At 72.4% G+C, this 21559-nt stretch carries 19 protein-coding genes; 10 read left to right on the top strand and 9 right to left on the bottom strand.

Annotation, left to right across the window (positions count from 1 at the left end; genetic code table 11):
• Nucleotides 1-23: 23 nt before the first annotated feature.
• Nucleotides 24-1220, bottom strand: a complete 1197-nt coding sequence (locus tag GSY65_RS32315) for a CaiB/BaiF CoA transferase family protein (protein WP_159775201.1) — start codon at nucleotides 1218-1220, stop codon at nucleotides 24-26.
• A 144-nt stretch (nucleotides 1221-1364) separates the two neighbouring features.
• Nucleotides 1365-1565, bottom strand: coding sequence for a hypothetical protein (locus GSY65_RS32310; RefSeq protein ID WP_201452742.1), 201 nt, complete (start codon nucleotides 1563-1565; stop codon nucleotides 1365-1367).
• 50 nt (nucleotides 1566-1615) lie between these two features.
• On the opposite strand from GSY65_RS32310, the gene GSY65_RS32305 reads away from it, so the two are divergent.
• A complete protein-coding gene (locus tag GSY65_RS32305; protein ID WP_159775199.1) occupies nucleotides 1616-2794 on the top strand; it encodes a saccharopine dehydrogenase family protein in 1179 nt (392 codons plus the stop codon).
• Nucleotides 2795-2875: 81 nt separating this feature from the next.
• On the opposite strand, the gene mmpA is transcribed toward GSY65_RS32305, so the two are convergent.
• The 4 genes from mmpA to GSY65_RS32290 all read right to left on the bottom strand — a co-directional run bounded on the left by mmpA (nucleotide 2876) and on the right by GSY65_RS32290 (nucleotide 5353).
• Complete coding sequence (gene mmpA / locus GSY65_RS33445; protein WP_201452876.1) at nucleotides 2876-3022, bottom strand: morphogenic membrane protein MmpA; 147 nt, start codon at nucleotides 3020-3022, stop codon at nucleotides 2876-2878.
• A 94-nt stretch (nucleotides 3023-3116) separates the two neighbouring features.
• Nucleotides 3117-3818 (bottom strand): endonuclease V, encoded by a 702-nt coding sequence (locus GSY65_RS32300; protein ID WP_159775197.1) that lies wholly within the window; start codon nucleotides 3816-3818, stop codon nucleotides 3117-3119.
• A gap of 55 nt (nucleotides 3819-3873) precedes the next feature.
• Nucleotides 3874-4197: a plasmid stabilization protein gene (locus GSY65_RS32295; protein WP_159775195.1), complete on the bottom strand. Its 324-nt coding sequence runs from the start codon at nucleotides 4195-4197 to the stop codon at nucleotides 3874-3876.
• A 109-nt stretch (nucleotides 4198-4306) separates the two neighbouring features.
• Complete coding sequence (locus GSY65_RS32290; protein ID WP_159775193.1) at nucleotides 4307-5353, bottom strand: WD40/YVTN/BNR-like repeat-containing protein; 1047 nt, start codon at nucleotides 5351-5353, stop codon at nucleotides 4307-4309.
• 295 nt (nucleotides 5354-5648) lie between these two features.
• Between GSY65_RS32290 and GSY65_RS32285 the strand changes: the two genes are divergently transcribed.
• The 4 genes from GSY65_RS32285 to GSY65_RS32270 all read left to right on the top strand — a co-directional run bounded on the left by GSY65_RS32285 (nucleotide 5649) and on the right by GSY65_RS32270 (nucleotide 10223).
• Nucleotides 5649-6065, top strand: a complete 417-nt coding sequence (locus GSY65_RS32285; RefSeq protein WP_159775192.1) for an SsgA family sporulation/cell division regulator — start codon at nucleotides 5649-5651, stop codon at nucleotides 6063-6065.
• Between the two features lie 354 nt (nucleotides 6066-6419).
• Entirely contained in the window at nucleotides 6420-8051 is a 1632-nt protein-coding gene (locus GSY65_RS32280) for an ABC-F family ATP-binding cassette domain-containing protein (protein ID WP_159775190.1), read from the top strand.
• 186 nt (nucleotides 8052-8237) lie between these two features.
• Nucleotides 8238-9014, top strand: a complete 777-nt coding sequence (gene ddaH / locus GSY65_RS32275; protein WP_159775188.1) for a dimethylargininase — start codon at nucleotides 8238-8240, stop codon at nucleotides 9012-9014.
• A gap of 231 nt (nucleotides 9015-9245) precedes the next feature.
• Nucleotides 9246-10223, top strand: a complete 978-nt coding sequence (locus GSY65_RS32270) for an acyl-ACP desaturase (RefSeq protein ID WP_159775186.1) — start codon at nucleotides 9246-9248, stop codon at nucleotides 10221-10223.
• 59 nt (nucleotides 10224-10282) lie between these two features.
• On the opposite strand, the gene GSY65_RS32265 is transcribed toward GSY65_RS32270, so the two are convergent.
• Nucleotides 10283-10531 carry a WhiB family transcriptional regulator gene (locus GSY65_RS32265; RefSeq protein WP_201452741.1) on the bottom strand — a complete coding sequence of 83 codons (249 nt, stop codon included), beginning with the start codon at nucleotides 10529-10531 and terminating at the stop codon, nucleotides 10283-10285.
• Between the two features lie 314 nt (nucleotides 10532-10845).
• Here GSY65_RS32265 and GSY65_RS32260 point away from each other — a divergent pair, with 314 nt between their 5' ends.
• Together GSY65_RS32260 and GSY65_RS32255 are read left to right on the top strand one after the other, a co-directional pair.
• Entirely contained in the window at nucleotides 10846-11637 is a 792-nt protein-coding gene (locus GSY65_RS32260) for a VOC family protein (protein WP_159775182.1), read from the top strand.
• 267 nt (nucleotides 11638-11904) lie between these two features.
• Entirely contained in the window at nucleotides 11905-13125 is a 1221-nt protein-coding gene (locus tag GSY65_RS32255; RefSeq protein WP_159775180.1) for a glycoside hydrolase family 64 protein, read from the top strand.
• A gap of 48 nt (nucleotides 13126-13173) precedes the next feature.
• On the opposite strand, the gene GSY65_RS32250 is transcribed toward GSY65_RS32255, so the two are convergent.
• Nucleotides 13174-14244, bottom strand: a complete 1071-nt coding sequence (locus GSY65_RS32250; protein WP_159775178.1) for a LacI family DNA-binding transcriptional regulator — start codon at nucleotides 14242-14244, stop codon at nucleotides 13174-13176.
• Nucleotides 14245-14397: 153 nt separating this feature from the next.
• Here GSY65_RS32250 and GSY65_RS32245 point away from each other — a divergent pair, with 153 nt between their 5' ends.
• On the top strand, nucleotides 14398-15264 hold the full coding sequence (locus GSY65_RS32245) for a hypothetical protein (protein WP_159775176.1): 867 nt from the start codon (nucleotides 14398-14400) through the stop codon (nucleotides 15262-15264).
• Nucleotides 15265-15321: 57 nt separating this feature from the next.
• Here the strand turns inward: GSY65_RS32245 and GSY65_RS32240 are convergent, their stop codons facing one another.
• The gene (locus tag GSY65_RS32240; protein WP_201452740.1) at nucleotides 15322-16356 is read right to left on the bottom strand and encodes a multicopper oxidase domain-containing protein; all 1035 of its coding nucleotides are present in this window, start codon (nucleotides 16354-16356) and stop codon (nucleotides 15322-15324) included.
• Between the two features lie 196 nt (nucleotides 16357-16552).
• Between GSY65_RS32240 and GSY65_RS32235 the strand changes: the two genes are divergently transcribed.
• Nucleotides 16553-19042, top strand: a complete 2490-nt coding sequence (locus GSY65_RS32235) for a ThuA domain-containing protein (protein ID WP_201452739.1) — start codon at nucleotides 16553-16555, stop codon at nucleotides 19040-19042.
• The gene (locus GSY65_RS32230) at nucleotides 19042-21243 is read left to right on the top strand and encodes an OmpL47-type beta-barrel domain-containing protein (RefSeq protein ID WP_201452738.1); all 2202 of its coding nucleotides are present in this window, start codon (nucleotides 19042-19044) and stop codon (nucleotides 21241-21243) included. The genes GSY65_RS32235 and GSY65_RS32230 overlap by 1 nt, the downstream gene beginning before the upstream one ends.
• Nucleotides 21244-21559 lie beyond the last annotated feature (316 nt).

Raw genomic sequence — 21559 nt, 5'->3', positions numbered from 1 at the left:
GTCGGGGGCACGGTGACCGGGCTTCAGACGCCCTTCCCGCCGTCCGGGACGGCTTCCCCGGGGGGAACGTCCGTGGCGGCGGCCGGGGTACGGGCGTCGAGGAGGCCGGGTATGCCCCAGTCGCGGGCGACGTCCGTCGTGTCGGCGCCCGGTTGGGCGGGGCCGCCGCGGACCGAGGTGTGGGTGGTGGAGAAGCGGGGCGCGGGGGCGGGCTGGGTGATGCCGCCGAAGTCGGTGAAGGTGCCGCGGGCCGCGAGATGCGGATGGTCCGGGGCCTCGCGCAGCGACAGCACGGGCGCCACGCAGGCGTCGGACCCCTCGAAGACGGCCGTCCACTCGTCGCGCGTACGGGTCCTGAAGCGGGCCTCGACCGTCTCCCGCAGGGCGCCCCAGGCGGTGACGTCCTTGCGGGCGGGGGCCCGGTCCTTGATGCCGAGGAGGTCGACGAACTCGTCGTAGAACTGCTGCTCCAGCGCGCCCACGGCCATGTAGCGGCCGTCGGCGGTCTCGTAGGTGCCGTAGAAGGGGCAGCCGCCGTCGAGGAGGTTGGCGGCGCGGCGGTCCTGCCAGCCGCCGGCGGCGAGCATGCCGTGGATCATGGCGGAGAGGTGCGCGGTGCCGTCGACGATGGCCGCGTCCACGACCTGGCCGGCGCCGGTGGCGCGGGCGTGGTGCAGGGCGGCGAGGACACCGACGACGAGGTAGAGCGAGCCGCCCGCGTAGTCGCCGAGGAGGTTCGCGGGGGCGACGGGCGGGGTGTCCGGGGCGCCGATCATGCCGAGGGTGCCGGTCAGGGCGATGTAGGCGATGTCGTGGCCGGCGCGCTGGGCGAGAGGGCCCTGCTGGCCCCAGCCGGTCATCCGGCCGTAGACGAGGGCCGGGTTGCGGGCGTGGCAGGTCCCGGGGCCGACGCCGAGGCGCTCGGCGACTCCGGGGCGGTAGCCCTCGATCAGGATGTCGGCCCGCTCGGCGAGGGCGAGGACGGTGTCCGGGCCGTCGTCGGACTTGAGGTCGACGATCACGGACCGCTTGTTGCGGTTGGTGACGTCGTACAGGGGGTTGACGGCGAGGCCGGCGCCGCCGGGCCGGTCGACACGGACGACGTCGGCACCGAGGTCGCCGAGGAGCATGGCGGCGAACGGCCCGGGGCCGATGCCCGCGAGTTCGACCACGCGCACACCGGCGAGCGGGCCGTGCCCGGGCGTCTTCGCCACTGCCATCGAGAGCTCCCCGCTCTGTGACACCGATGATGTAACACCAGTGATGTTAAGAACGCGTTCCACCGCGCGCAAGGCCCAGGTGAGCGAACGCTTAGCCATGGTGCCCGAGTGCGTGCCGGATGTCGCGGCACGCGTCGGCCGGACTCAGCCGGTCCCCCGCTCCGCTATGAGGCGCGCCAGGGCGATCCTGTCGGCCTCGGCGAGGCTCCCGCCCCACGGGAACTCCTCGGCCGCGCCGGGCACGGCGAGGGCGAACTCGCGGACCTTCTCCCGCCGTTTCCGGGCGTTCCTGGGCACGGTCACGACCTCCTCCGGATCCCGCGCGTTCGGCTGCTCGTCCCTCACGCTAGCCTCACCCACCGACAACGGCGCGGGGGCGAGGGCTGAGGGGTTCCATGAGCACGCACAGCAGGGCGGAACGGGCGTACGACATCGTGCTCTTCGGGGCGACGGGCTTCGCCGGCGAACTCACCGCGGAGTATCTCGCCCGGCACGCGCCCGAGGGGCTGCGCTGGGCGGTGGCCGGGCGCAGCGCAGAGAAGTTGGCGGCACTGCGGGAGCGGCTCCCCGGCGGTGCGGGGATCGGCGTGCTCCGGGCGGACGTGTCCGATCCGGCGTCCCTGCGGGAACTCGCCCGGCAGGCGCGCGTGGTGGCCACGACGGTCGGCCCGTACATCACGTACGGCGAGGAGCTGGTGGCCGCGTGCGCCGACGAGGGCACCGACTATCTGGACCTCACCGGTGAGCCCGAGTTCGTCGATCTGATGTTCGTCCGGCACGACGCACGCGCGCGGGAGACGGGCGCGCGGATCGTGCACGCGGCGGGCTTCGACTCGGTCCCGCACGACCTGGGGGCGTACTTCACGGTGCGGCAGCTCCCGGAGGACGTACCGATCACCGTCGACGGCTTCGTACGGGCGTCGGGGATGTTCTCGGGCGGTACGTTCCACTCCGCGCTGACGTGTTTCTCGCGGGCCCGGCAGACGTTGGCCGCCGCGCGGGACCGCAGGCGGCACGAGCCGCGGACGGTGGGGCGGCGGGCGTACGCGCCGGTGAGCGCGCCCCGCTTCGCCAAGGAGGTCGGCGCGTGGGCGCTGCCGCTGCCGACCATCGACGCGCGGGTGGTGCAGCGTTCGGCGCGCGCCCTGCGGCGCTACGGACCGGACTTCCGCTACCGCCACTACGCGGCCGTGCGGACCCTGCCGTTCGCGATGGGCGGGGTCGCGTTCGTGGGCGCGGTAGCCGCCGCCGCGCAGGTGCCGCCCGCCCGGCGCTGGTTGGGCAACCTCCACAAGCCGGGTGAGGGGCCGAGCGCCGAGAGGCGGGCCAGGAGCTGGTTCTCGGTGCGGTTCGTGGGCGAGGGGGGCGGCCGGCGGGTGTTCACCGAGGTCGCGGGCGGTGACCCCGGCTACGGGGAGACGGCGAAGATGTTCGCCGAGTCGGCGCTGTGCCTCGCCTTCGACGAGCTTCCCCCCACCGCGGGCCAGGTCACGACGGCGGTCGCCATGGGCGACGCGCTGATCGACCGGCTGCGCGCGGCGGGCATCACCTTCCGGGTGGCCGCCTCCCGGTGACGCGGGCTCCGGGTGACGCCCTGTGGCGGCCAGGGGGCCACCGCCCCCGTCGCCCTGGCCCCCGTCGCCCTGGCCCCGGGCCTACTGGGCCCATCCCGTCAGCGTGTAGACCATCCCGCCGGTCCAGGCGAGCCCGGCGATCAGGGCGAGCAGCAGTCCGGCCGTGACGGCCCGCTCGACGGGCCTGCTGGGGCTGGCGGCGGGCTTCGGGGCGCGGTGCGTCGTCATGCGGTCCAGCCTGCCGATCATGACGACACGCCGGTATCCGTACGCGTACTCAGGTGCGAGCCCCGGACGTACTCACGTGCGCGTCCCCGAGGGTTCAGCCGGCCGCCTCGCGCAGGGCCCGGCGGCAGAGCGCGTCGGCGCGCCGGGTGGACTCCGGGACACGGTAGGCCGGGGTCAGGGCGAGGGTGTGGGCGCAGGCGTTGTCGAGGCTCACACGGTGGCCGACCGAGACGAACACGGGTTTGACCCCGGCGCGGGTGCGCAGCGCGCGGCCCACTTCCTCGGTGCCCGACGCGGTGGCGGCGTGGAGCGGTGCGGCGCTGCCGCGCGGGGTGTCCGGCTCGTCGTAGGTGAAGGTGAAGGGGTTCTTGGCGACGCCGATCGTGGGGAGTCCGGTGAGGACGCCGAGGTGGCTGGCGAGGCCGAAGCGGCGCGGGTGGGCGAGGCCGTAGCCGTCGCAGACGACGAGTCCGGGGTCGCACGGCAGCGCGTCGAGGGCCGCGAGGACGGTCGGGATCTCGCGGAAGGCCAGCAGCCCGGGGACATAGGGGAAGGAGATCCGCCCGATCGCCGTGGCCTCGGCGACCACGTCGAGGGTGGCCGCGTCCAGGACGACGGCCGCCGCCGCGACCACGTCCCGCTCGTCGTCGTACGCGACGTCGACGCCGGTGACGTGTCCGGTGCCGGGCGGGGGCCCGGTCTCGTCGAGGACCACCTTGCCGCGCAACTCGTCCTGCACGGCGCGGGCCTGATCGTCGGTGGCGGGCCAGCCCGCGGGGATGCGTACGGTCGTCATGGTCCGACGAGCGTACGCATCCCCGCGGTGAGCCCGCCGCACCAGGGGCTGCCCTCTACTTGTCGAGGGCGCGCTTGAGCTGGCTCTTGTTCATGTCGGACCGGCCGCGGATGTTGCGCCGCCTGGCCTCCTCGTACAGCTGGTCGTAGGTGGGTCCCCCGGACCCGCTGCGGGAGCGCTGCCCGCCGCGCCTGCTGGACGACATGTCCTGCGTGGACGTACGGCTCGCGGTCCTGGACTCGCCGGACCGGGCGCGTTCCTTGTTGACCGTGCGGGCGGCGATCTCCTTGGCGCGCGACTCGCTCTCCCCGCGGTCCTCGGCGCTCTCCTTGATGTGCTCGTACTGGCGTTCCCGCTTGGGGCTCGAACCGCGTGGCATGCCGATCACTCCCTTCGTGACGCGCACTCCCGTCGTGACGCGAACACCGGCCGGGTATCCCGCCGCGCGGCGTCCAGTCCCGGCCGCCGCCCGTTCACCTTCCGTCGCGTCAGTTCTCCAGCCGGGCGACGCGGCCCTTCTCCCCCGCGGCCCAGCAGCCGCGGTCGGGGGTGCAGTCGACGGTGTCGAACGAGCCGGTGTCGACCGTGCGCCAGGTACGGCCGCCGTCGGTGGTGAGATCGGTGCCGGTGGGGCCGACGGCGAGGGCGGCCCTGCGGCTGTGCGGGAGCCAGGCCACGCCGGAGCGGTAGGCGGGCGGCGGGTGCGCGGCGGGTGTCCAGCAGCGCCCGCCTTCACCGGTGGTGGCCGCCGCCGTCGGGGACGGCTGGTCCGCGCGGTAGTCGCCGCCGACGGCGATGCCGTGGGACCGGTCGCGGAAGGCGAGGGCGAAGACGCCGCGGGCCGGGTCGCCCGCCGGGACGGGGGTGTCGGTGGCCGTCCAGCTCAGACCCCGGTCGGCGGAGTGCAGCACACGCGCGCGTGCGGCCCCGCCGGTGGCCAGCCAGACGTCGCGCCGGCCCGAGCTGACCAGGCACTGCCCGCTCGCCGCGAAGCCCGCCTCGCCCTCCAGGGCCGGGGGCATGCCGTCGTTCGGCAGCACGTTCCAGGAGCGGCCGCCGTCCTCGGTGGACAGGATGCGGAACTTCCCGTCCACCGGGTCGCTCATGGCGAGCCCGTGGCGCGGGTCGAAGAAGGTCAGACAGTCGTAGAAGGCGCGCGGGTCGGTGTTGCGGAAGGTCTCGGTCCAGGTGGCGCCGCCGTCGTCCGTGCGGTACACGCGGGAGGACTCGCCCTCGCCGATGGCCAGCACGACCGCGCGGCGTGCGTCGAACGCCTCGACGTCCCGGAACTGCAGATCCTGTGCGCCGGGCGGTGACACGGTGCGCCAGTGCTCGCCGCCGTCCGTCGTCCGCAGCACCGTGCCGCCGGTGCCGGCCAGCCAGGCGGTGTTCCGGCTGACCGCGGCCAGACCGCGGAAGCGCACGTCGGTGCCGGTCTTCTTCGGTTCCCAGTGGGGCCTCCGGCCCTCCCCGTGCGCCTGCGCGGGCACGGCCAGCGCGGCGGCGAGCGCCGTCGCGGCCAGTCCCGCCGTCATCGTCCGACGCGTCCGTATCCTGCTTCTCCACTGCCCCATGGCCCTCATGGCGGGCGAAGCTAGCCGACCCCCCGGGCGCCGTCCAGATGGCCTCGGACAGGAACCGCGGGGCCACGCCCGGTGTCCTCACGGGTATGCCGGGACGCCGGGACGAGAAAGGAATCACCTCGGTGATTGGACTCGGTGACAGAGGTCACTCGAAGCCCGTGTGCACGCATCGGCCCGATCCAGCGTCTCTTCACATGCCCGGCCATGCCGTCCGGAGTCCGTCCAGCCGTCACAAGGGAGCAAGGCGTTGTCCACCGTCATCGAGCAGCCCGTCGAGGCCCGTCTCGTCGCCGCCGCGGCGCGGATGCCGAGCATTCCCGCAACGCTCCACTACGACCGGAGCGACCCGTTCGCCGTCCGGATGACGTTCCCCGCCCCGGCGACGCTGGAGGGTGTCGAGGTCTGCTGGACCTTCGCCCGCGAACTCCTGGTGACCGGGATGGACGAGGCCGTCGGCCAGGGGGACGTCCGCGTGCGCCCGTACGGCTACGAGCGGCTGGTCATGGAGTTCCACGCCCCGGAGGGCACCGCCGTGGTGCACGTCCTCGCCGGTGAGGTGCGCCGCTTCCTGGAACTGACGACCGACCTGGTGCCCCTCGGCCTCGAACACCACCAGGTCGACCTGGACCGCGACCTGGCCGAGCTGATGCGGGACGCCTGCTGAGGCCACGCCCTCCGACGCCGCCCCGCCCACGCCGGGGGCGGCCTGGGGCGGCCGGCCCGGGGTGCGGATTTAATCCGTTGACACCCCCAAGGCGCACTCCTACCGTGGACAACGGTCCTGTTGCCGTCGATTGGAGAAGGACGTTGCTCGTCTGAGGTCTGAGACACCGCGTCACACACCCTCGCCGTATCCCGGCTTGCTGTGTGCGTTGCGTGCGACCTCGGCGTACGAGCCGTCCCCCGGCAGCGGGCCTCTCCTGGCCCCGCCCCAGCGGGTTCGCCCTCGCCTCGTAGTGTCGCGCTCGCGGTGTCCGCACGCGTTGCCCCGACCACCGCAAGCAACCGCGAGGCCCTTATGTCTACTCCCCTTTCCCTCACCTGCACGTCCCTGTCCTTCGCCTGGCCCGACGGCACGCCCGTCTTCGAGGACCTCCAGATCGCGTTCGGCCCCGGCCGGACCGGACTGGTCGGGGTCAACGGGTCCGGCAAGTCGACCCTGTTGAAGCTGATCGCCGGGGAACTGACCCCGACCGACGGCACGGTCCGGGTGGCCGGCGAGATCGGCTACCTCCCGCAGAACGTCACGCTCGACACCGCGCTGCGCGTCGACGAGGCGCTCGGCATCGCCGAAACCCGCGCCGCGCTGCACGCCATCGAGGCGGGCGACGTGGCCGAGGAGCACTTCGCGGCGGTCGGCGACGACTGGGACGTGGAGGAGCGCGCCCTGGCGACCCTCGGTCAACTCGGCCTCGGCCACATCGATCTGGACCGCACGCTCGGCGAGATCTCGGGCGGCGAGTCGGTGCTGCTGCGCCTGGCCGCGCTGCTGCTGCGCCGCCCGGACGTCCTGCTGCTGGACGAACCCACCAACAACCTCGACCTGTACGCCCGCCGTCGGCTGTACGACGCCGTCGCGGCGTGGTCCGGAGTCATGATCGTGGTCAGCCACGACCGTGAACTCCTCGACCTCGTCGACCAGATCGCCGATCTGCGCTCCGGGGAGGTCACCTGGTACGGCGGCAACTACTCCGTCTACGAGGAGGCGCTGAGCACCGAGCAGGAGGCGGCCGAGCGGATGGTGCGGGTCGCCGAGGCCGATCTGAAGAAGCAGAAGCGCGAACTGGTCGACGCCCAGGTCAAACTGGCCCGGCGCAAGCGGTACGGCCAGAAGATGTTCGAGCAGAAACGCGAGCCGAAGATCGTCATGGGCGCCCGGAAACGGGCGGCCCAGGAGTCCGCCGGCAAGCACCGCATCATGCACGAGGAGAAACTCGCCGAGGCCAGGGAACGGCTCGACGAGGCGGTGGAGGCCGTACGGGACGACGACGAGATCCGCGTCGACCTGCCGTACACGGCCGTGCCGCCGGGCCGTACCGTGCTGACCGCCCTGGACCTCCGGCTGCGGTACGGGGCCCGGATCGACGGCGGTCTCGACCTGCGGGGTCCCGAACGGATCGCGCTGGTCGGGCGCAACGGCGCCGGCAAGACCACGCTGCTGCGCACGATCGCGGGCGAGCTGGAGCCGGTGGGCGGCGAGGTGCGGGCGCACGTTCCGCTGCGGTTCCTGCCGCAGCGGCTCGATGTCCTCGACGACGGGCTGACCGTCGCCGAGAACGTGGCACGGTACGCGCCGGGCGCCACCAACAACCGGGTACGGGCCCGACTGGCCCGCTTCCTGTTCCGGGGCTCCCGCGCCGACCAGCCGGCGGCGACGCTCTCCGGCGGGGAACGCTTCCGGGCGGCCCTCGCCGCGCTGATGCTCGCCGAGCCCGCCCCGCAGTTGCTGATGCTGGACGAGCCGACGAACAACCTGGACATGGCGAGTGTGCGCCAGCTGACGACGGCCCTGGAGTCGTACGAGGGAGCCCTGATCGTGGCCAGCCACGACCTGCCGTTCCTGGAGTCACTGGGCATCACGCGCTGGCTGCTCCTGGAGGAGCAGGGACTGCGCACCACGACCCCGGAGGAGCTGACGACGATCGACTGACCCCAGGGCCCGCCCGAGCGGCCAGAGCCCCGCCGCCTCGGGCGCCGTCCGGCTACCGCGGAGTATCTCAGGAGGGGAACAGCCTGGGTGCGGGGGTTTTGTCCCGGTGGGGCGGGGCTGCATGATGGCGGACCGGCGTCGCTTCACGGGCGCCGGAAAACCCTCGTTCGATTCGGAGTCCCACACGTGCCCAGCAAGAAGGCCCTCGTCCGCCGTCCCAGCCCTCGCCTGGCAGAAGGCCTCGTCACGCACATCGAACGCGCGGAGGTCGACGTCGACCTCGCGGTCGAGCAGTGGGAGGCGTACGGGGAGGCCCTGCGCACCCACGGCTGGGAGACCGTCGAGGTGGACCCGGCCGACGACTGCCCGGACTCGGTGTTCGTCGAGGACACGGTGGTCATGTACAAGAACGTGGCGCTGATCGCCCGCCCCGGCGCCGAGTCCCGCCGGGCGGAGACCGCCGGGATCGAGGAGGCCGTGGCCGCGCTCGGCTGCTCGGTGAACTGGGTGTGGGACCCGGGCACACTGGAGGGCGGCGACGTCCTGAAGGTCGGCGACACCGTCTTCGTGGGCCGCGGCGGACGCACCAACGCGGCCGGGGTGCAGCAGCTGCGGGCGGCGTTCGAGCCGCTCGGGGCGCGGGTCGTGTCCGCGCCGGTGAGCAAGGTGCTGCACCTGAAGTCGGCGGTCACGGCGCTGCCGGACGGCACGGTCGTCGGACACATCCCGAAGATGGACACGCCGTCGCTGTTCGGACGCTTCCTGCCGGTGCCCGAGGAGGCCGGGGCGCACGTGGTGCTGCTCGGCGGCGACAAGCTGCTGATGGCGGCGAGCGCGCCCAAGACGGCGGAGCTGTACGCCGACCTCGGCTACGAGCCCGTCCTCGTCGACATCAGCGAGTTCGAGAAGCTGGAGGGCTGTGTGACATGCCTCTCGGTGCGCCTGCGGGAGCTGTACGTCTGAACGGGTGATCCGGTCACCGTTTCGCCCCCTGGACCTGCGCGTCCAGGGGCCGTCCGGCACACCCGCCCGCCCCCGCCCACCCCGTGCAACGCGTAGCTGATCAGGGATCTTTACCGCGCACTTAACCTACGTCTTCGTAACCTACGGATTCGTAGCCTACGATGCCGTAGGTTCAGTCACGCGCGCGTGACCGCACATCTGTTCACCCCCGGTCGTCCCCCTGGAGCCTCTGTGTCGCTCACTTCTCCCCTTCTCGGCAGCCCGTCCTCCGACTGGACCGACGCACGGCTGCTGTACGCGCTGGAGGAAGTCGTCGAGAAGGAGCTCAACCGGCATCTGAAGGTCGCGAAGGACTGGATGCCGCACGAGTACGTGCCGTGGAGCGACGGCCGCAACTTCCCCGGCCTGTTCGAGGACGGCGAGGCATGGGAGAAGGAGCAGTCGAAGGTCACCGAGATCGGCCGTATCGCCCTCGTGGTGAACCTGCTGACCGAGGACAACCTGCCCAGCTACCACCACGAGATCGCCACGCTCTTCGGCCGCGACGGCGCCTGGGGCACCTGGGTGCACCGCTGGACCGCCGAGGAGGGCCGTCACGGCATCGTGATGCGCGACTACCTGCTCGCCTCGCGCGCGGTGGACCCGGACAAGCTCGAGGAGTTCCGCATGGCCCACATGAGCGAGGGCTTCGAGCACGACCACCGGCACTCGATGCTGCACTCCGTCGCGTACGTCGCCTTCCAGGAGCTGGCCACCCGCATCTCGCACCGCAACACCGGCCACCAGTCCGGCGACCCGGTCTGCGACCGCATGCTGGCGCGTATCGCCACCGACGAGAACCTGCACATGGTCTTCTACCGGAACCTGCTGAAGGCCGCGTTCGAGATCGCCCCGGACCTCACCATGCAGGCCGTGCGCGACGTCGTCGTCAACTTCCGGATGCCCGGACACGGTATGCCCGGCTTCGAGCGGGCCGCCGCACAGATGGCGATCGGCGAGGTCTACAACCTCCGTATCCACCACGACGACGTCCTCCAGCCCGTCCTCCGCTTCCTGCGGGTCCTGGAGATCGACGGCCTCGGCCCCGACGGCCTGAAGGCCCAGGAGGAACTGGGCCTCTACATGGCCGGTCTCGACTCGGAGGCCAGCAAGTTCGACGAGAAGCTCGCGGCCCGCAAGGCCCGGATGGCGGCGCGCGCGAAGGCGTGACCCCCCGCGCGGGGCGCGGCTGACGCCGGGTGGACGGAGAACGGACCCGTCACCCGGCGTCAGCCGCGTCCGGTGCGCCGCAGGTGCAGCCTCTCCTTCTCGGAGAGGCCGCCCCAGACGCCGAAGCGCTCGTCGTTGGCCAGGGCGTAGTCGAGGCAGGCGGTGCGCATCTCGCACATGCCGCAGATGCGCTTGGCCTCCCGGACCGAGCTGCCGGGGTCGGGAAAGAAGAAGTCGGCACCCGTCTGCGCGCACAGCGCCCGCTCCTGCCAGGCGATGTCGACCGGGGTGATCGTGTCGATGTGCATGGAGAGGATCGTGCCGGTCGACGAAAAACGTTCGATCAACGCCGCATCAACACGCGGCGGACCGGGCCCTCGATGGTCCCTCCGCGGGGCCTGCCCGGGCACGGCGGCGCGCGCAGGTGCGTGGAGGTACGCGAAGGTGAGCCGAGGTGCGCGCTCCCGCGTCGGCCGGCCCGTCAACGCGGCCGGCAGGTCCACGGCGGCCACCCCGACGGCCGAGCGGCGACCTCGGTGGCCCGGCGATTGTCGGGGGGCGGTGCGAGACTCGGCAGAAAGGCAGTGGGACCCCTCACGGACCGCCTCGGAGGAGGGCCAGGATGCTCACGACACGTTTCGTCACCGGCGCCCCGAACTGGATCGACCTCGGCACCCCCGACATCGAGGGAGCCGGCGCGTTCTACGCCCGTCTCTTCGGCTGGGACTTCCGGTCGGCCGGCCCAGAGGCGGGCGGCTACGGCTTCTTCCAACTGGACGGCCGCACCGCCGCGGCCGGTATGCAGAACCCACCGGAGCAGGGTCCGCCGTCGTGGAACGTCTACTTCCAGTCACCGGACGCGGACGCCACGGCCAGGGCGACCGAGAAGGCGCACGGCTCGGTGCTGATGCCGCCCACGGATGTGGCGGAAGAGGGCCGGATGGCCGTCCTCGCCGACCGGGCGGGCGTCCCCTTCGGCATCTGGCAGCCCGGCCGGATCACGGGCCTCGACGTCGTCACGGCCCCCGGTTCTCTGTGCTGGCTGGAGCTGTACACCCCCGACCTGCCGGCCGCCGCCGGGTTCTACAACGCGGTGTTCGGCTGGGAGACCTCGGCTGTGGACTTCGAGGGCGGCAGCTACACCTGTGTGAACCCGGCCGGTCAGGAGGAGCGGGGCATGTTCGGCGGCATCGTCCCGCTGGACGCGGACCCCACCGGGGCGGAGTCCGGGCCCCACTGGCTGCCGTACTTCGAGGTCACGGACACGGACGAGGCGGTACGCAGGGCGCAGGAGGGCGGCGGCGGAGTCCGGATGCCCGCCACCGACCTGGCGGGCGTGGGCCGCGCCGCCAAGCTGACCGACCCCTACGGCGCCCGCTTCGCGGTGATCAGGAGCACGCCACCGCAGGGCTGAGCCTGCCGCTGGGCTGAGCACGACGCAGGGCCGAGCATGACGCAGGGCCGAGAACACCTCAGCGCCGGGCACGGGGCGGGCCACCCCACCGGTCGGCCAGGAGCCGCCGCGCCAACCGTCAGTCGTCAGGTCCTGAACGTTCGAGATTCCCGAGAGCGCTCTCAGTCATCAGTCTTGACGGCTCACCCTCCCCTGGGAACAGTGGGGACACCACAGCAGGGGCCCCACCCCCTGTGCCTCCACTCCCCACTCCCAGGAGGCCCCACCATGCTCTCTCGTCGTACCTTCCTCGCCGGAACCGCCACCGCGATCGGCGCACCCCTGGCTGGGAGCGCTCTCGGCACTCCCGCCCGCGCCGCCGCGCCCGCCACCTGCCAACTGGCCCTGCGCAACGCCTCGTTGCCGGGCACGGTCCGGGCCTACGTCACCGGGCACGAACGGGCGACCGGCGCCTGGGTACTGCTGCGGGCCGACGGCAGCCTCTACCGGCCGGCCTCGCCCTCGGCGCCGCAGACACCGCTGCCGGTGGACTGCGCCATCCCGCTCGGCCCCGCGGGCTCCGCGCCCGTCGTGCTGACACTCCCCCAGATGTTCGGTGCCCGGGTCTACTTCGTGCGCGACGCCACCCTCGACTTCTTCCTCAACCCCGGCCCGGCGCTGGTCGAGCCGGCGTTCGCCACCCCCGCCGACCCCAACTTCGGCAGGACGTGGTCGTTCTGCGAGTTCACGTTCGACACCACCCAGCTGTTCGCCAACATCAGCTACGTCGACCTGGTGACGGCCCTCCCCATCGGCCTGACCCTGGAGGGCGACGCCACGCACACCGTGGCCCCGTTGCCGGGCGGCGCCGTCGAGCGGATCGCCGCGGACCTGGTGGCCCAGGCGGCGAGGGACGGCCAGCCGTGGGACCGGCTCGTCATCCGGGGCGGCAACGGCCAAGTCCTGCGGGTCATCTCCCCGCAGAACCTGATGGCGCCGTACTTCGACCGGCCGGACCAGATGCCGTTCCGTTCCTACTGGGACGCGTACGTCAGCCAGGTGTGGGAGAAGTACCGCTCGACCGACCTGCGGATCGACCTCCAGGGCGGCCGGGGTGTGCTCACCGGCCGGGTCGTCGGCGACCGGCTCACCTTCACCGGGGGCCACTCCTTCGCCAGGCCCGCCTCGAAGGACATCTTCACCTGCAACCACGGCCCGTTCGCCAACGACCCCGGCGACCCCGACCCCAGGAAGGCCCTCCTCGCCCGGATCGCCGCCGGCTTCAACCGCTCGCTCATGCTCACCCACCCCACGCAGCCGAACGGGTCCACGGCGAGCGACTACTACCGGGGAGCCGTGACCAACCACTGGTCGCGTGTGGTGCACGCCAACTCGCCCATCGGGTACGCGTTCCCGTACGACGACGTACGACCCGACGGACAGCCGGACGTGTCCGGCGCGGCCCACGACGGCAACCCGCGACGGTTCACGGTGACGGTGGGCGCGTAGACCCCACGCGAACCGCGGCCCGGCGGAAGGGTGCCGGAGCCGGTGGGCTCACGCCGAGGCGCGGCGGACCAGTGTCGTCGGCAGGACGAGACTGGACGGGGCGCCGCCCAGGGCCTTGCCCGGGGCGGTGCTCCCGGCCTCGTCCCGGCCGCGTCGGTCGAGGCCGCGCAGGAGGAGTCGGGCCATCAAGCGGCCCATCTCCTCTATGTCCTGACGGACCGTCGTCAGCGGCGGATCGGCACCCTCCGCCACCGGCAGCATGTCGTCGAAGCCGATCACGGCCACGTCCTCCGGCACCCGCCGCCCCCGCTCACGCAGGACCCGCAGGGCACCGCAGGCCGAGAGGTCGTTCGCGGCGAACACCGCGTCCACCTCGGGGCAGCGGTCGAGGAGCACGCGCATCGCGCGCTCGCCGCCGGCGGGGGTGAAGTCGCCCTCCACGATCAGGCGGGGGTCGGCGTCGACCATGACGTCGCGGAAGCCGTCGAGGCGGTCCACGGCGGAGGTCTGGTCGAGGGGGCCGGTGATGTGGGCGACCCGGGTACGGCCGAGCGCGACGAGATGCCGTACGGCGTCCCGCGCCCCGCCCCGGTTGTCGCAGTCGACGTAGACGGTGGGACCGTCGCCGCGCGGGCCGTCGCCCCAGCCGGGCCGCCCGCCGAACACGGTCGGCACGCCGGCGCCCCGGATCAGCCCCGGCAGCGGGTCGTCGAGGTGCAGGGAGAAGACGAGCGCCCCGTCGACGTGCCCGCCCGCGAGATACCGGCCGACCCGCGCGTGGTCCTCGGGCCCCTCGGTGAGCAGCAGGACGAGCTGGGAGTCGTGGGCCGTCAGTTCCTTGCTGATCCCGCGCAGCTGGAGGGCGAAGAAGGGGTCCGCGAAGACCCTGGTCTCCGGTTCGGCGATGACGACGGCCACCGCGTCGTGGCGCCGGGTGACCAGGCTGCGCGCGGCCTGGTTGGGGACGTAGCCGAGTTCCTCGACCGCCCTGCGCACCCGCTCCACCAGCGGTTCGCGGACGCCGTCGCCCCCGTTGACGACACGGGACACGGTGGCCCGTGACACCCCGGCGCGCGCGGCCACGGCCTCCAACGTGGGACGCGACACTGCCTCGGTCACTTCGGGACTCCTCATGAGCGGTTGCGGATCAGGATAGCCCCGGCCCGGCCGCCCTGAGAGCGCTCCCGGACCGGGTGGGGGTGTCCACCGGAATTCGCTGGCGCCGGGGCCGGTGCGGCCGCGAGGATCACCGTATGACCACGACAAGGGCCCATGACGCCTGACCGCCTCGTCCCGTACGCCCGCCTGCCGCGCGCGTACCACGACCTGCGTCTTCTCCACAGCACGGTCGACGCCTCCGGCCGCGCCCACTGGCTGCTCCGCACGCCCGCGGACACCCCGGGACCGTACGACGCGGTGGTCGTCACCGTCGGCGACGGCACCCCGAACACGACCGTGCTCGGCCCGGTGTCGGCCCGGCACCCCAGGGTCGACGCGCTCCCGGACGGCGGCTTCGTGGTCGCCGACGCGCGCAGCGGGACGGGTGACGAACAGGTCCAGGTCTTCGACGCGCTGGGACGCCCCTCCTGGACGTTCCGCGTCGGCGACGCCATCGAGCACCTGCTGACCGACGAGTCCGGCGACCTGTGGATCGGCTACTTCGACGAGGGCGTGTTCGGCGACCCTCTCAGCGCGGCCGGCGCGCGCCGCTGGAGCGCCACGGGCGAGGGACTGTGGGAGTACGTTCCGCCGCCCGGCGGTGACGGGATCGCCGACTGCTACGCGCTGAACGTGGACCGTCGCGCGGCCTGGGTGTGTCCGTACACGTCCTTCCCCCTGGTGGAGGTGCGGGACGGCCGACCGCCGCTGCTGCGGACGACGACGGTCAGGGGCGCGTCGGGCGTGGCCGTGGACGGGGAACGGGTCGCGTTCCTCGGCGGGTACGGTCGGGACCACGACCGCCTGGTCCTCGCCGCACTGGGCGGGAGCACGGTCGACGTCCTGACCACCACCCGGCTGGCACACGCGGACGGCACCCCGCTGGAGCGCCGGCGCCATGTCGTCTCGCGCGGGCCCCGCCTCTACGTCCGGGAGCGGTCGGGCACCGAGTGGGGCGTGCTGGACATCGGCGGGAGCTGAGGCGGGACGCACGGGTGGGCGCGGTCCGCGCGGTCGCGCCCGACGCGCGGACCGGGCTCAGTGCGTGTGCTCGTGCCCGCCTTCCTTCTCCTGCCCGGATCTCTGCTGCTCGGGCTCTTGCCGGTGCTCGTGCGGTTCGTACCCCGGGATCGTGCCGTCCGGCTTGCGGACCAGGAACAGGCCGACCATGCCCATGTCGGAGTGGCTCTGGACGTGGCAGTGGTACATCCACGCCCCGGCGCCGACGCCCTCGCCGGCGACGACCTGGAAGCCGAAGGAGTCGGCGGGCCCGCAGATCTTGTTGTCGATGACCTGGCTGGGGTCGTCGGGGCCGGTCAGCTGGCCCGTGCGGTTGTCGGCCCAGCGATGTCCGTGCAGGTGGAAGGTGTGGTAGTACTCCCCGTGGGTGATGACGACGAACTCCACGCGGTCGCCCACCGTCGCGTCGAAGTTCGGCCCGGTGTGAGCCGGCTTGTTGTTGATGAGCAGGTCGTTGAAGACGACGGTGACGGTCTTGTCCGGCAGGACGTCGCCCTCGCGGCGGACGACGACGGCGCCGTAGAGGCCCTTGCGGATGCCGAGCGTGCCGTGCTCCGTGCCGACGACGTGGTCGTGGTAGTGCCAGTACCCCGCGCTGCCGGCCCGCCAGGTGCCGTCCTTGCGGCGGCCGGGTGCGTGCGTCCGCCAGGTGTAGGTGCGGGTGCCGCCGGGCTCGACGTCGCTCCTGTTGAGGCTGGTGCCGTCGCTGGAGATCTCGTAGTCCAGGCCGTGGACGTGCAGGCTCGCCCGTACGTCCATGGTGTTCTCGAACTCGATGTGCAGGGTGTCGCCCTCGTTCAGCTCGATCAGCGGGCCGGGAACGGTCGCCCTGCCCTTCTCCAGGCCGTAGCCCATCCGACCGTCCGTCAGTTTCTCGGCGTAGAGCTTGATGTGCCGGACCTCGCCGCCGGCGGGGGCGGTCCGCGCCGTCGTGTCGGCGCTTTCGGCCACGGGGGCGCCGACGGCGTCGACAGCCACGGACAACGATGTCGCGGCGGCCGCGCCACCGAGCAGCAGCCGTCGGTTGAAGCCTCGTCTGTCCAGTCCGTCCATCCGGAACTCCCCATGCGAGTACGGCTCTTACGAAAGACGCGCCTGAGTCTGTGGCGAACCTGTGAGACGGTAGCGGCACGGCGGGTGTTTATCCACACCCAGGACAAAGTTCGTGGCGTTCCGGTCATAGGTATTGGCGGGCCGCGCAAAGGGGTCTAATTTCCTTGGCGCTGTGGCTGTGACCGAGGAGGTGCCCATGTACTTACGAGGGTTGAGCGACACGAGAACGCGGGGAAGACGGCCGTGGGCGGCCGCCGTGACCGCCTCGGCCCTGGCCGCGGGGCTGCTGTCGGGCCCCGTGGCGCACGCCCGTCCCGCCCCGGAACCCGGGCTGACAACGATGTCGATCACCTCGCCCCCGGGCGGCTCGGGCCCGCGGGTGCTGGTCTTCCACGGTTCGGCGGCGGCCGGTGAGGAGTCACCGCTCGTCGACGCCGGGATCGAGGCGATCGAGCGGATCGGGCTCTCCGGGCCCGCTGCCGAACGGTTCGAGGTCGTCGCCACCGACGACGCCGCCGTCTTCACCGACGGGGCCCGCCTGAGCGGGTTCAACGCGGTGGTCTTCCTCACCGGAGGCGGTGACGTGCTCGACCCGGAGCAGGAGGCGGGCCTGGAGGCGTACATGGAGGCGGGCGGCGGTTTCGTCGGCATCCATGACGCGGCGCGCGCCGAACCGTACTCCGACTGGTTCACGGGACTGATCGGCGCCCGCCCTGCCGCGTCGAGCCCGGCGTCCGTGCAGCGGGCGACGGTCGAGGTCGGGGACCGGCGGCACCCGGCCACCAAGGACCTGCCGGTGCGGTGGAAGCGGCCCGACAAGTGGTTCAACTGGGTGAAGAACCCCTCCGGTGCCGTGCACACCGTGGCGCGGGTGCGGGAGTCGACGTACCAGCCGGGCGCGAGCGCCAACGGCTGGGACCATCCGGTGAGCTGGTGCCGTGACTACGACGGCGGCCGTTCCTTCTACACCGGCATGGGCGGGACGGTGTCGGCGTACGACGAGACCGACTTCCGCACGCATCTGCGGGGCGCCCTGCTGTGGACGTCCCGGCTGACCCGGGCCGACTGCACGGCGACGATCGACGCGAACTACACGGCGGAGCGGCTGACCCGCCCCAACCAGCCCGGCCGGAACGACCAGATCGGCGAACCGCACGGCCTGGTCACCGCCCCCGACGGACGTGTCCTCTACATCGGCCGCGGCGGCGCCGACTCCTCCCAGCCGGTGGTCACCGACTGGAACGACCCGGACGTCGGCAAGGGCAAGGGCGAGATCCACGTCTACGACCCGCGGACCAAGGAGGTCACCCTGGCCGGCGCCCTGACCGTCTTCGGCAACAAGGGCGGCGGCGACGAGCTGACCAAGGTGGAGGAGGGGCTGCTGGGCATCGAGCTGGACCCCGCCTTCCAGCGGAACGGCTGGGTGTATCTGCACTACACCCCGCACGAACGGATCAACCGCGACACCCGGACGGCGGAGCGCCGCGTCTCCCGCTTCACCCTGGACCTCGCCACCAACAAGCTGGACCCGGGCAGCGAGAAGGTGCTGCTCGCGTGGCCCGTGCAGATCCACAGCTGCTGCCATGCGGGCGGCGGAATGGCCTGGGACTCGAAGGGCAACCTGTACATCGCGACCGGCGACAACAACTCCAGCGGCTTCAGCGCCGGTTACTCGGGCAACAACCCCCAGCCCACCTACAAGGGCGTGTCGTTCGCCGACGCGCGCCGCACCGCCGGGAACACCAACAACCTCAACGGCAAGATCCTGCGCATCCACCCGGAGCCGGACGGCACGTACACCCTGCCCGCCGGCAACCTCTTCACCGGGAAGGAGACCGACGAGGGCGGCGGGAAGACCCGCGGCGAGATCTATGTGATGGGCGTCCGGAACCCCGCGCGGATCTTCGTGGACAGGAAGACGGACGTGCTCTACGCCGGCTGGGTCGGCCCGGACGCCTCGGCACCGTCGACGACCTGGGGCCCGGCGAAGTACGACACGTTCGCCGTCATCACCGAGGCGGGCAACCGGGGCTGGCCGTACTGCATGGGCAACGGGCAGCCGTACCGGGACCGCAATCTGCCGGACCCGTCGAAGCCGCTGGGCTGGTACGACTGCGACCACCCGAAGAACGAGTCCCCCCACAACGACGGGCTCGTCAACCTGCCCCCCGTGACGGGCAACAACATCTGGTACTCGCCGCAGGGCGGCGCCCCCGACTTCCCGCGGGACGCCGACGGCGTCCCCTCCTACAGGAACGAGGACGCCAGGTATCTGCTGCCGTGGCTGAAGGGCGGCGGACAGGCCGCGATGAACGGGCCGGTCTACCGCTACGACCCCGCCGCGACCGGCTCCGGCCAGTGGCCCGCCTACTGGGACGGCAAGTGGTTCGTCGGCGACTTCTACGACGCCGACCAGCCGCGGCACGCCGTGCTCACCGACCCGAAGAACCACGGCAACGGCGGACTCCCGATCCACGCCGAGACACTGAAGCGGATCATCCCGGTCGGCAACGACGGCATCAAGAACCTCATGGACTGGAAGTTCGGGCCGGACGGGGCCCTGTACCTCCTCGACTACGGGCGCGGGTTCTTCACCTCCGACGCCAGGTCCGCCCTGTGGCGGGTCACCTACACGGGCGGCGGTCCCACGCCGGCCGCCGACCAGCTCGCGGGGGGTGCGCGGTGATGCGGACGAGACGTGTGCGGGCGGCGCTGGTGGCGGCCCTGCTGATGGTGCTCGGCCTCACCGCGACCCCCGCCGCCGGGCGGGCGGAACCGGCCGCAGAGGCCGCGACCCAGGTCCTCACCTGGACCGCCGGTGACGACATCACCAGGTACGCGACCGCCCCGGAGACGGCGGTGGCGGGCGTGACGACCATCGTGTTCGAGAACAGCGCGGCCACCGGCAACACGACGGGGATGCCGCACACGCTGACGTTCGACGTCTCCGACCCCGAGTACAACAACGACGTCCCGCTGAACATCCTGGCCAACCCGAACGACGACCGGGGCGGCCGGCACACCACCGAGGTCACGCTCACCCCCGGCCGCTACCGCTTCTCCTGCACCATCCCGGGCCACGGTCAGATGCAGGGCATCCTGGTGGTCACCGAGGGCACCGGCGGGGACACCACCGCGCCGGAGACCTCGGCGACGGTGAGCGGCACCCGCAACGCAGAGGGTGCGTACGTCGGTTCGGCGACCGTGACCGTCACCGCGGCCGACCCGGGCGGCTCGGGGGTCGAACGGATCGAGTACGCGCTCGGCGGCGCGGACACCTGGGTGCCGTACACCACCCCCGTCGTGATCGACCGGGTGGGGGACCACAGGGTCCGCTACCGGGCCGTCGACAAGGCGGGCAACACGGCCACCGAGAAGAGCGTGGAGTTCACCGTCGTCGCCCCGCCCACGGACGACACCACCGCGCCGGAGACCTCGGCGACGGTGACCGGTGAGCGCGACGCGCAAGGGCGGTACGTCTCCATGGCCACGGTCACCGTGTCCGCGTCGGACACCGGCTCCGGGGTCAACACCGTGGAGTACGCGCTCGGCGACTCGGGCGCCTGGCGGCCCTACACGGCGCCGGTGATGGTCCACGAGACCGGCACGCACACCGTGCGGTACCGGGCGACCGACAGGGCGGGCAACGTCTCGGCGGAGAAGAACGTCGGGTTCACGGTCGTGGCCCCGCCCGCCGCCGACACGACACCGCCGGTGACCGGGGTGACCGTCGAGGGCGAACGCAACTCCTCGGGCGCCTACCTGAGGGCCGCGAAGGTCACCGTCAGCGCGACGGACCACGGCGGATCGGGTGTCGCCGCGATCGAGTACTCGCTGGACGGCGGCCCCTACCTCGCCTACACCGCCCCCGTGGTCGTCGACCGCGCGGGCACGCACACCGTGGCGTACCGGGCGAGCGACAAGGCCGGCAACACCGCCGCGGCGCGCTCGGCGACCTTCACGGTCGTCTCCGGCGGCGGCGTCCCGGCGCCCGACTGCGCCGAGTACGACGAGCGGTTGACGGTGTTCGTCGGCACGGTCGACTCGGGCGTGCCGAACCGGGTGACCGACAACCGGTGCCGGATCAACGAACTGATCGAGGACGAGAAGGAGTGGACGTCCCACGCCCTGTTCCTGAAGCACGTCGACACCGTCCTGGACAAGCTGCTGAGGGACCGGGTCGTCGACCGGCGCGAGTACGACGCGGTGAAGGAGGCCGCGGCGGAGTCCGGCATCGGCAGGCCCGGGCAGACCGAGGGCTACCGGACGATCCTCGACTCCACGGCCGAGTCGTTCGCCACGTGGCAGCAGGTGGGAGGGGGTTCGTTCGCCCGGAACGCCGACGGCTCGATCACGTCCGGGACGACGAAGGACGGGCTGGGCATGCTGTGGTTCCCGGAGCGGAAGTACGGCGACTTCTCGCTGCGCCTGCAGTGGCGTGACGACGCCCCCGGCACGTCGAACGCCAACTCCGGGGTCCTCGTGCGGTTCCCGTGGGTCCACGAGCACCCGGAGGAGTCCCGTCCGGAGTGGGTCGCCATCAAGTACGGCCATGAAGTGCAGGTCCTGGACCGGCCCGACGGCGACATGTACAAGACCGGATCGGTCTACGGCTTCGACCGGGTGGGGCTCGCCGGTGCGCGCGTCACCCAGAAGGGCACGTGGAACGACTACGAGATCCGTGTGGTCGACCAGCACTACTCCGTGTTCCGCAACGGGGTGCTGATCAACGAGTTCGACAACACCGGCGGTCAGGAGTTCGCCCCGCCCCGCGCGGACGACCCGGGCACGGACGGGCGGCGGTTCGCCTCCGGCTATGTCGGACTCCAGGTGCACGGCACGACGGACGTGGTCTCCTACCGGGACATCCGGATCAAGGAGCTGTAACACCCGTCCGCGCATGGCCCGTTGTCCGTGGCGTACGGCATGCTGTGACCCGTGGCGGCCGTACGCCACCGCACCGCGGCAAGGCTCCGTGCTGGTGAGCGGCTCGCTCGGCCCGGCGGCCGTGTCCCTGGCTGCGGGCCTGCGCGGGCCCGGTCCTCGGGGCGTCGACGAGGCCGTCGCCCTGGGGCGGATCACCCGAGACGCGGAGGTGGCGCTGCCGGTGCCCTCGCGGCACTGGACCGCCCGCCCCGTGCACCGCCAGGAGATCGCCGTCTGCCTCGTCGCGACGGGTCCGGCGGCTGCCCCGGCCCTCCCC

Origin of the sequence: Streptomyces sp. HM190 (assembly GCF_009857135.1) — a bacterium.
In the GTDB taxonomy this organism is placed as follows: domain Bacteria; phylum Actinomycetota; class Actinomycetes; order Streptomycetales; family Streptomycetaceae; genus Streptomyces; species Streptomyces heilongjiangensis.
This window is presented reverse-complemented; position numbering and strand designations above follow the sequence as displayed.

Coding starts and splice junctions, on each gene's coding strand:
- GSY65_RS32315 (WP_159775201.1), bottom strand. CDS start 1,220: ATGGCAGTGGCGAAGACGCCCGGGCACGGCCCGCTCGCCGGTGTGCGC.
- GSY65_RS32305 (WP_159775199.1), top strand. CDS start 1,616: ATGAGCACGCACAGCAGGGCGGAACGGGCGTACGACATCGTGCTCTTC.
- mmpA (WP_201452876.1), bottom strand. CDS start 3,022: ATGACGACGCACCGCGCCCCGAAGCCCGCCGCCAGCCCCAGCAGGCCC.
- GSY65_RS32300 (WP_159775197.1), bottom strand. CDS start 3,818: ATGACGACCGTACGCATCCCCGCGGGCTGGCCCGCCACCGACGATCAG.
- GSY65_RS32295 (WP_159775195.1), bottom strand. CDS start 4,197: ATGCCACGCGGTTCGAGCCCCAAGCGGGAACGCCAGTACGAGCACATC.
- GSY65_RS32290 (WP_159775193.1), bottom strand. CDS start 5,353: ATGACGGCGGGACTGGCCGCGACGGCGCTCGCCGCCGCGCTGGCCGTG.
- GSY65_RS32280 (WP_159775190.1), top strand. CDS start 6,420: ATGTCTACTCCCCTTTCCCTCACCTGCACGTCCCTGTCCTTCGCCTGG.
- GSY65_RS32265 (WP_201452741.1), bottom strand. CDS start 10,531: ATGCACATCGACACGATCACCCCGGTCGACATCGCCTGGCAGGAGCGG.
- GSY65_RS32260 (WP_159775182.1), top strand. CDS start 10,846: ATGCTCACGACACGTTTCGTCACCGGCGCCCCGAACTGGATCGACCTC.
- GSY65_RS32255 (WP_159775180.1), top strand. CDS start 11,905: ATGCTCTCTCGTCGTACCTTCCTCGCCGGAACCGCCACCGCGATCGGC.
- GSY65_RS32245 (WP_159775176.1), top strand. CDS start 14,398: ATGACGCCTGACCGCCTCGTCCCGTACGCCCGCCTGCCGCGCGCGTAC.
- GSY65_RS32240 (WP_201452740.1), bottom strand. CDS start 16,356: ATGGACGGACTGGACAGACGAGGCTTCAACCGACGGCTGCTGCTCGGT.
- GSY65_RS32235 (WP_201452739.1), top strand. CDS start 16,553: ATGTACTTACGAGGGTTGAGCGACACGAGAACGCGGGGAAGACGGCCG.
- GSY65_RS32230 (WP_201452738.1), top strand. CDS start 19,042: ATGCGGACGAGACGTGTGCGGGCGGCGCTGGTGGCGGCCCTGCTGATG.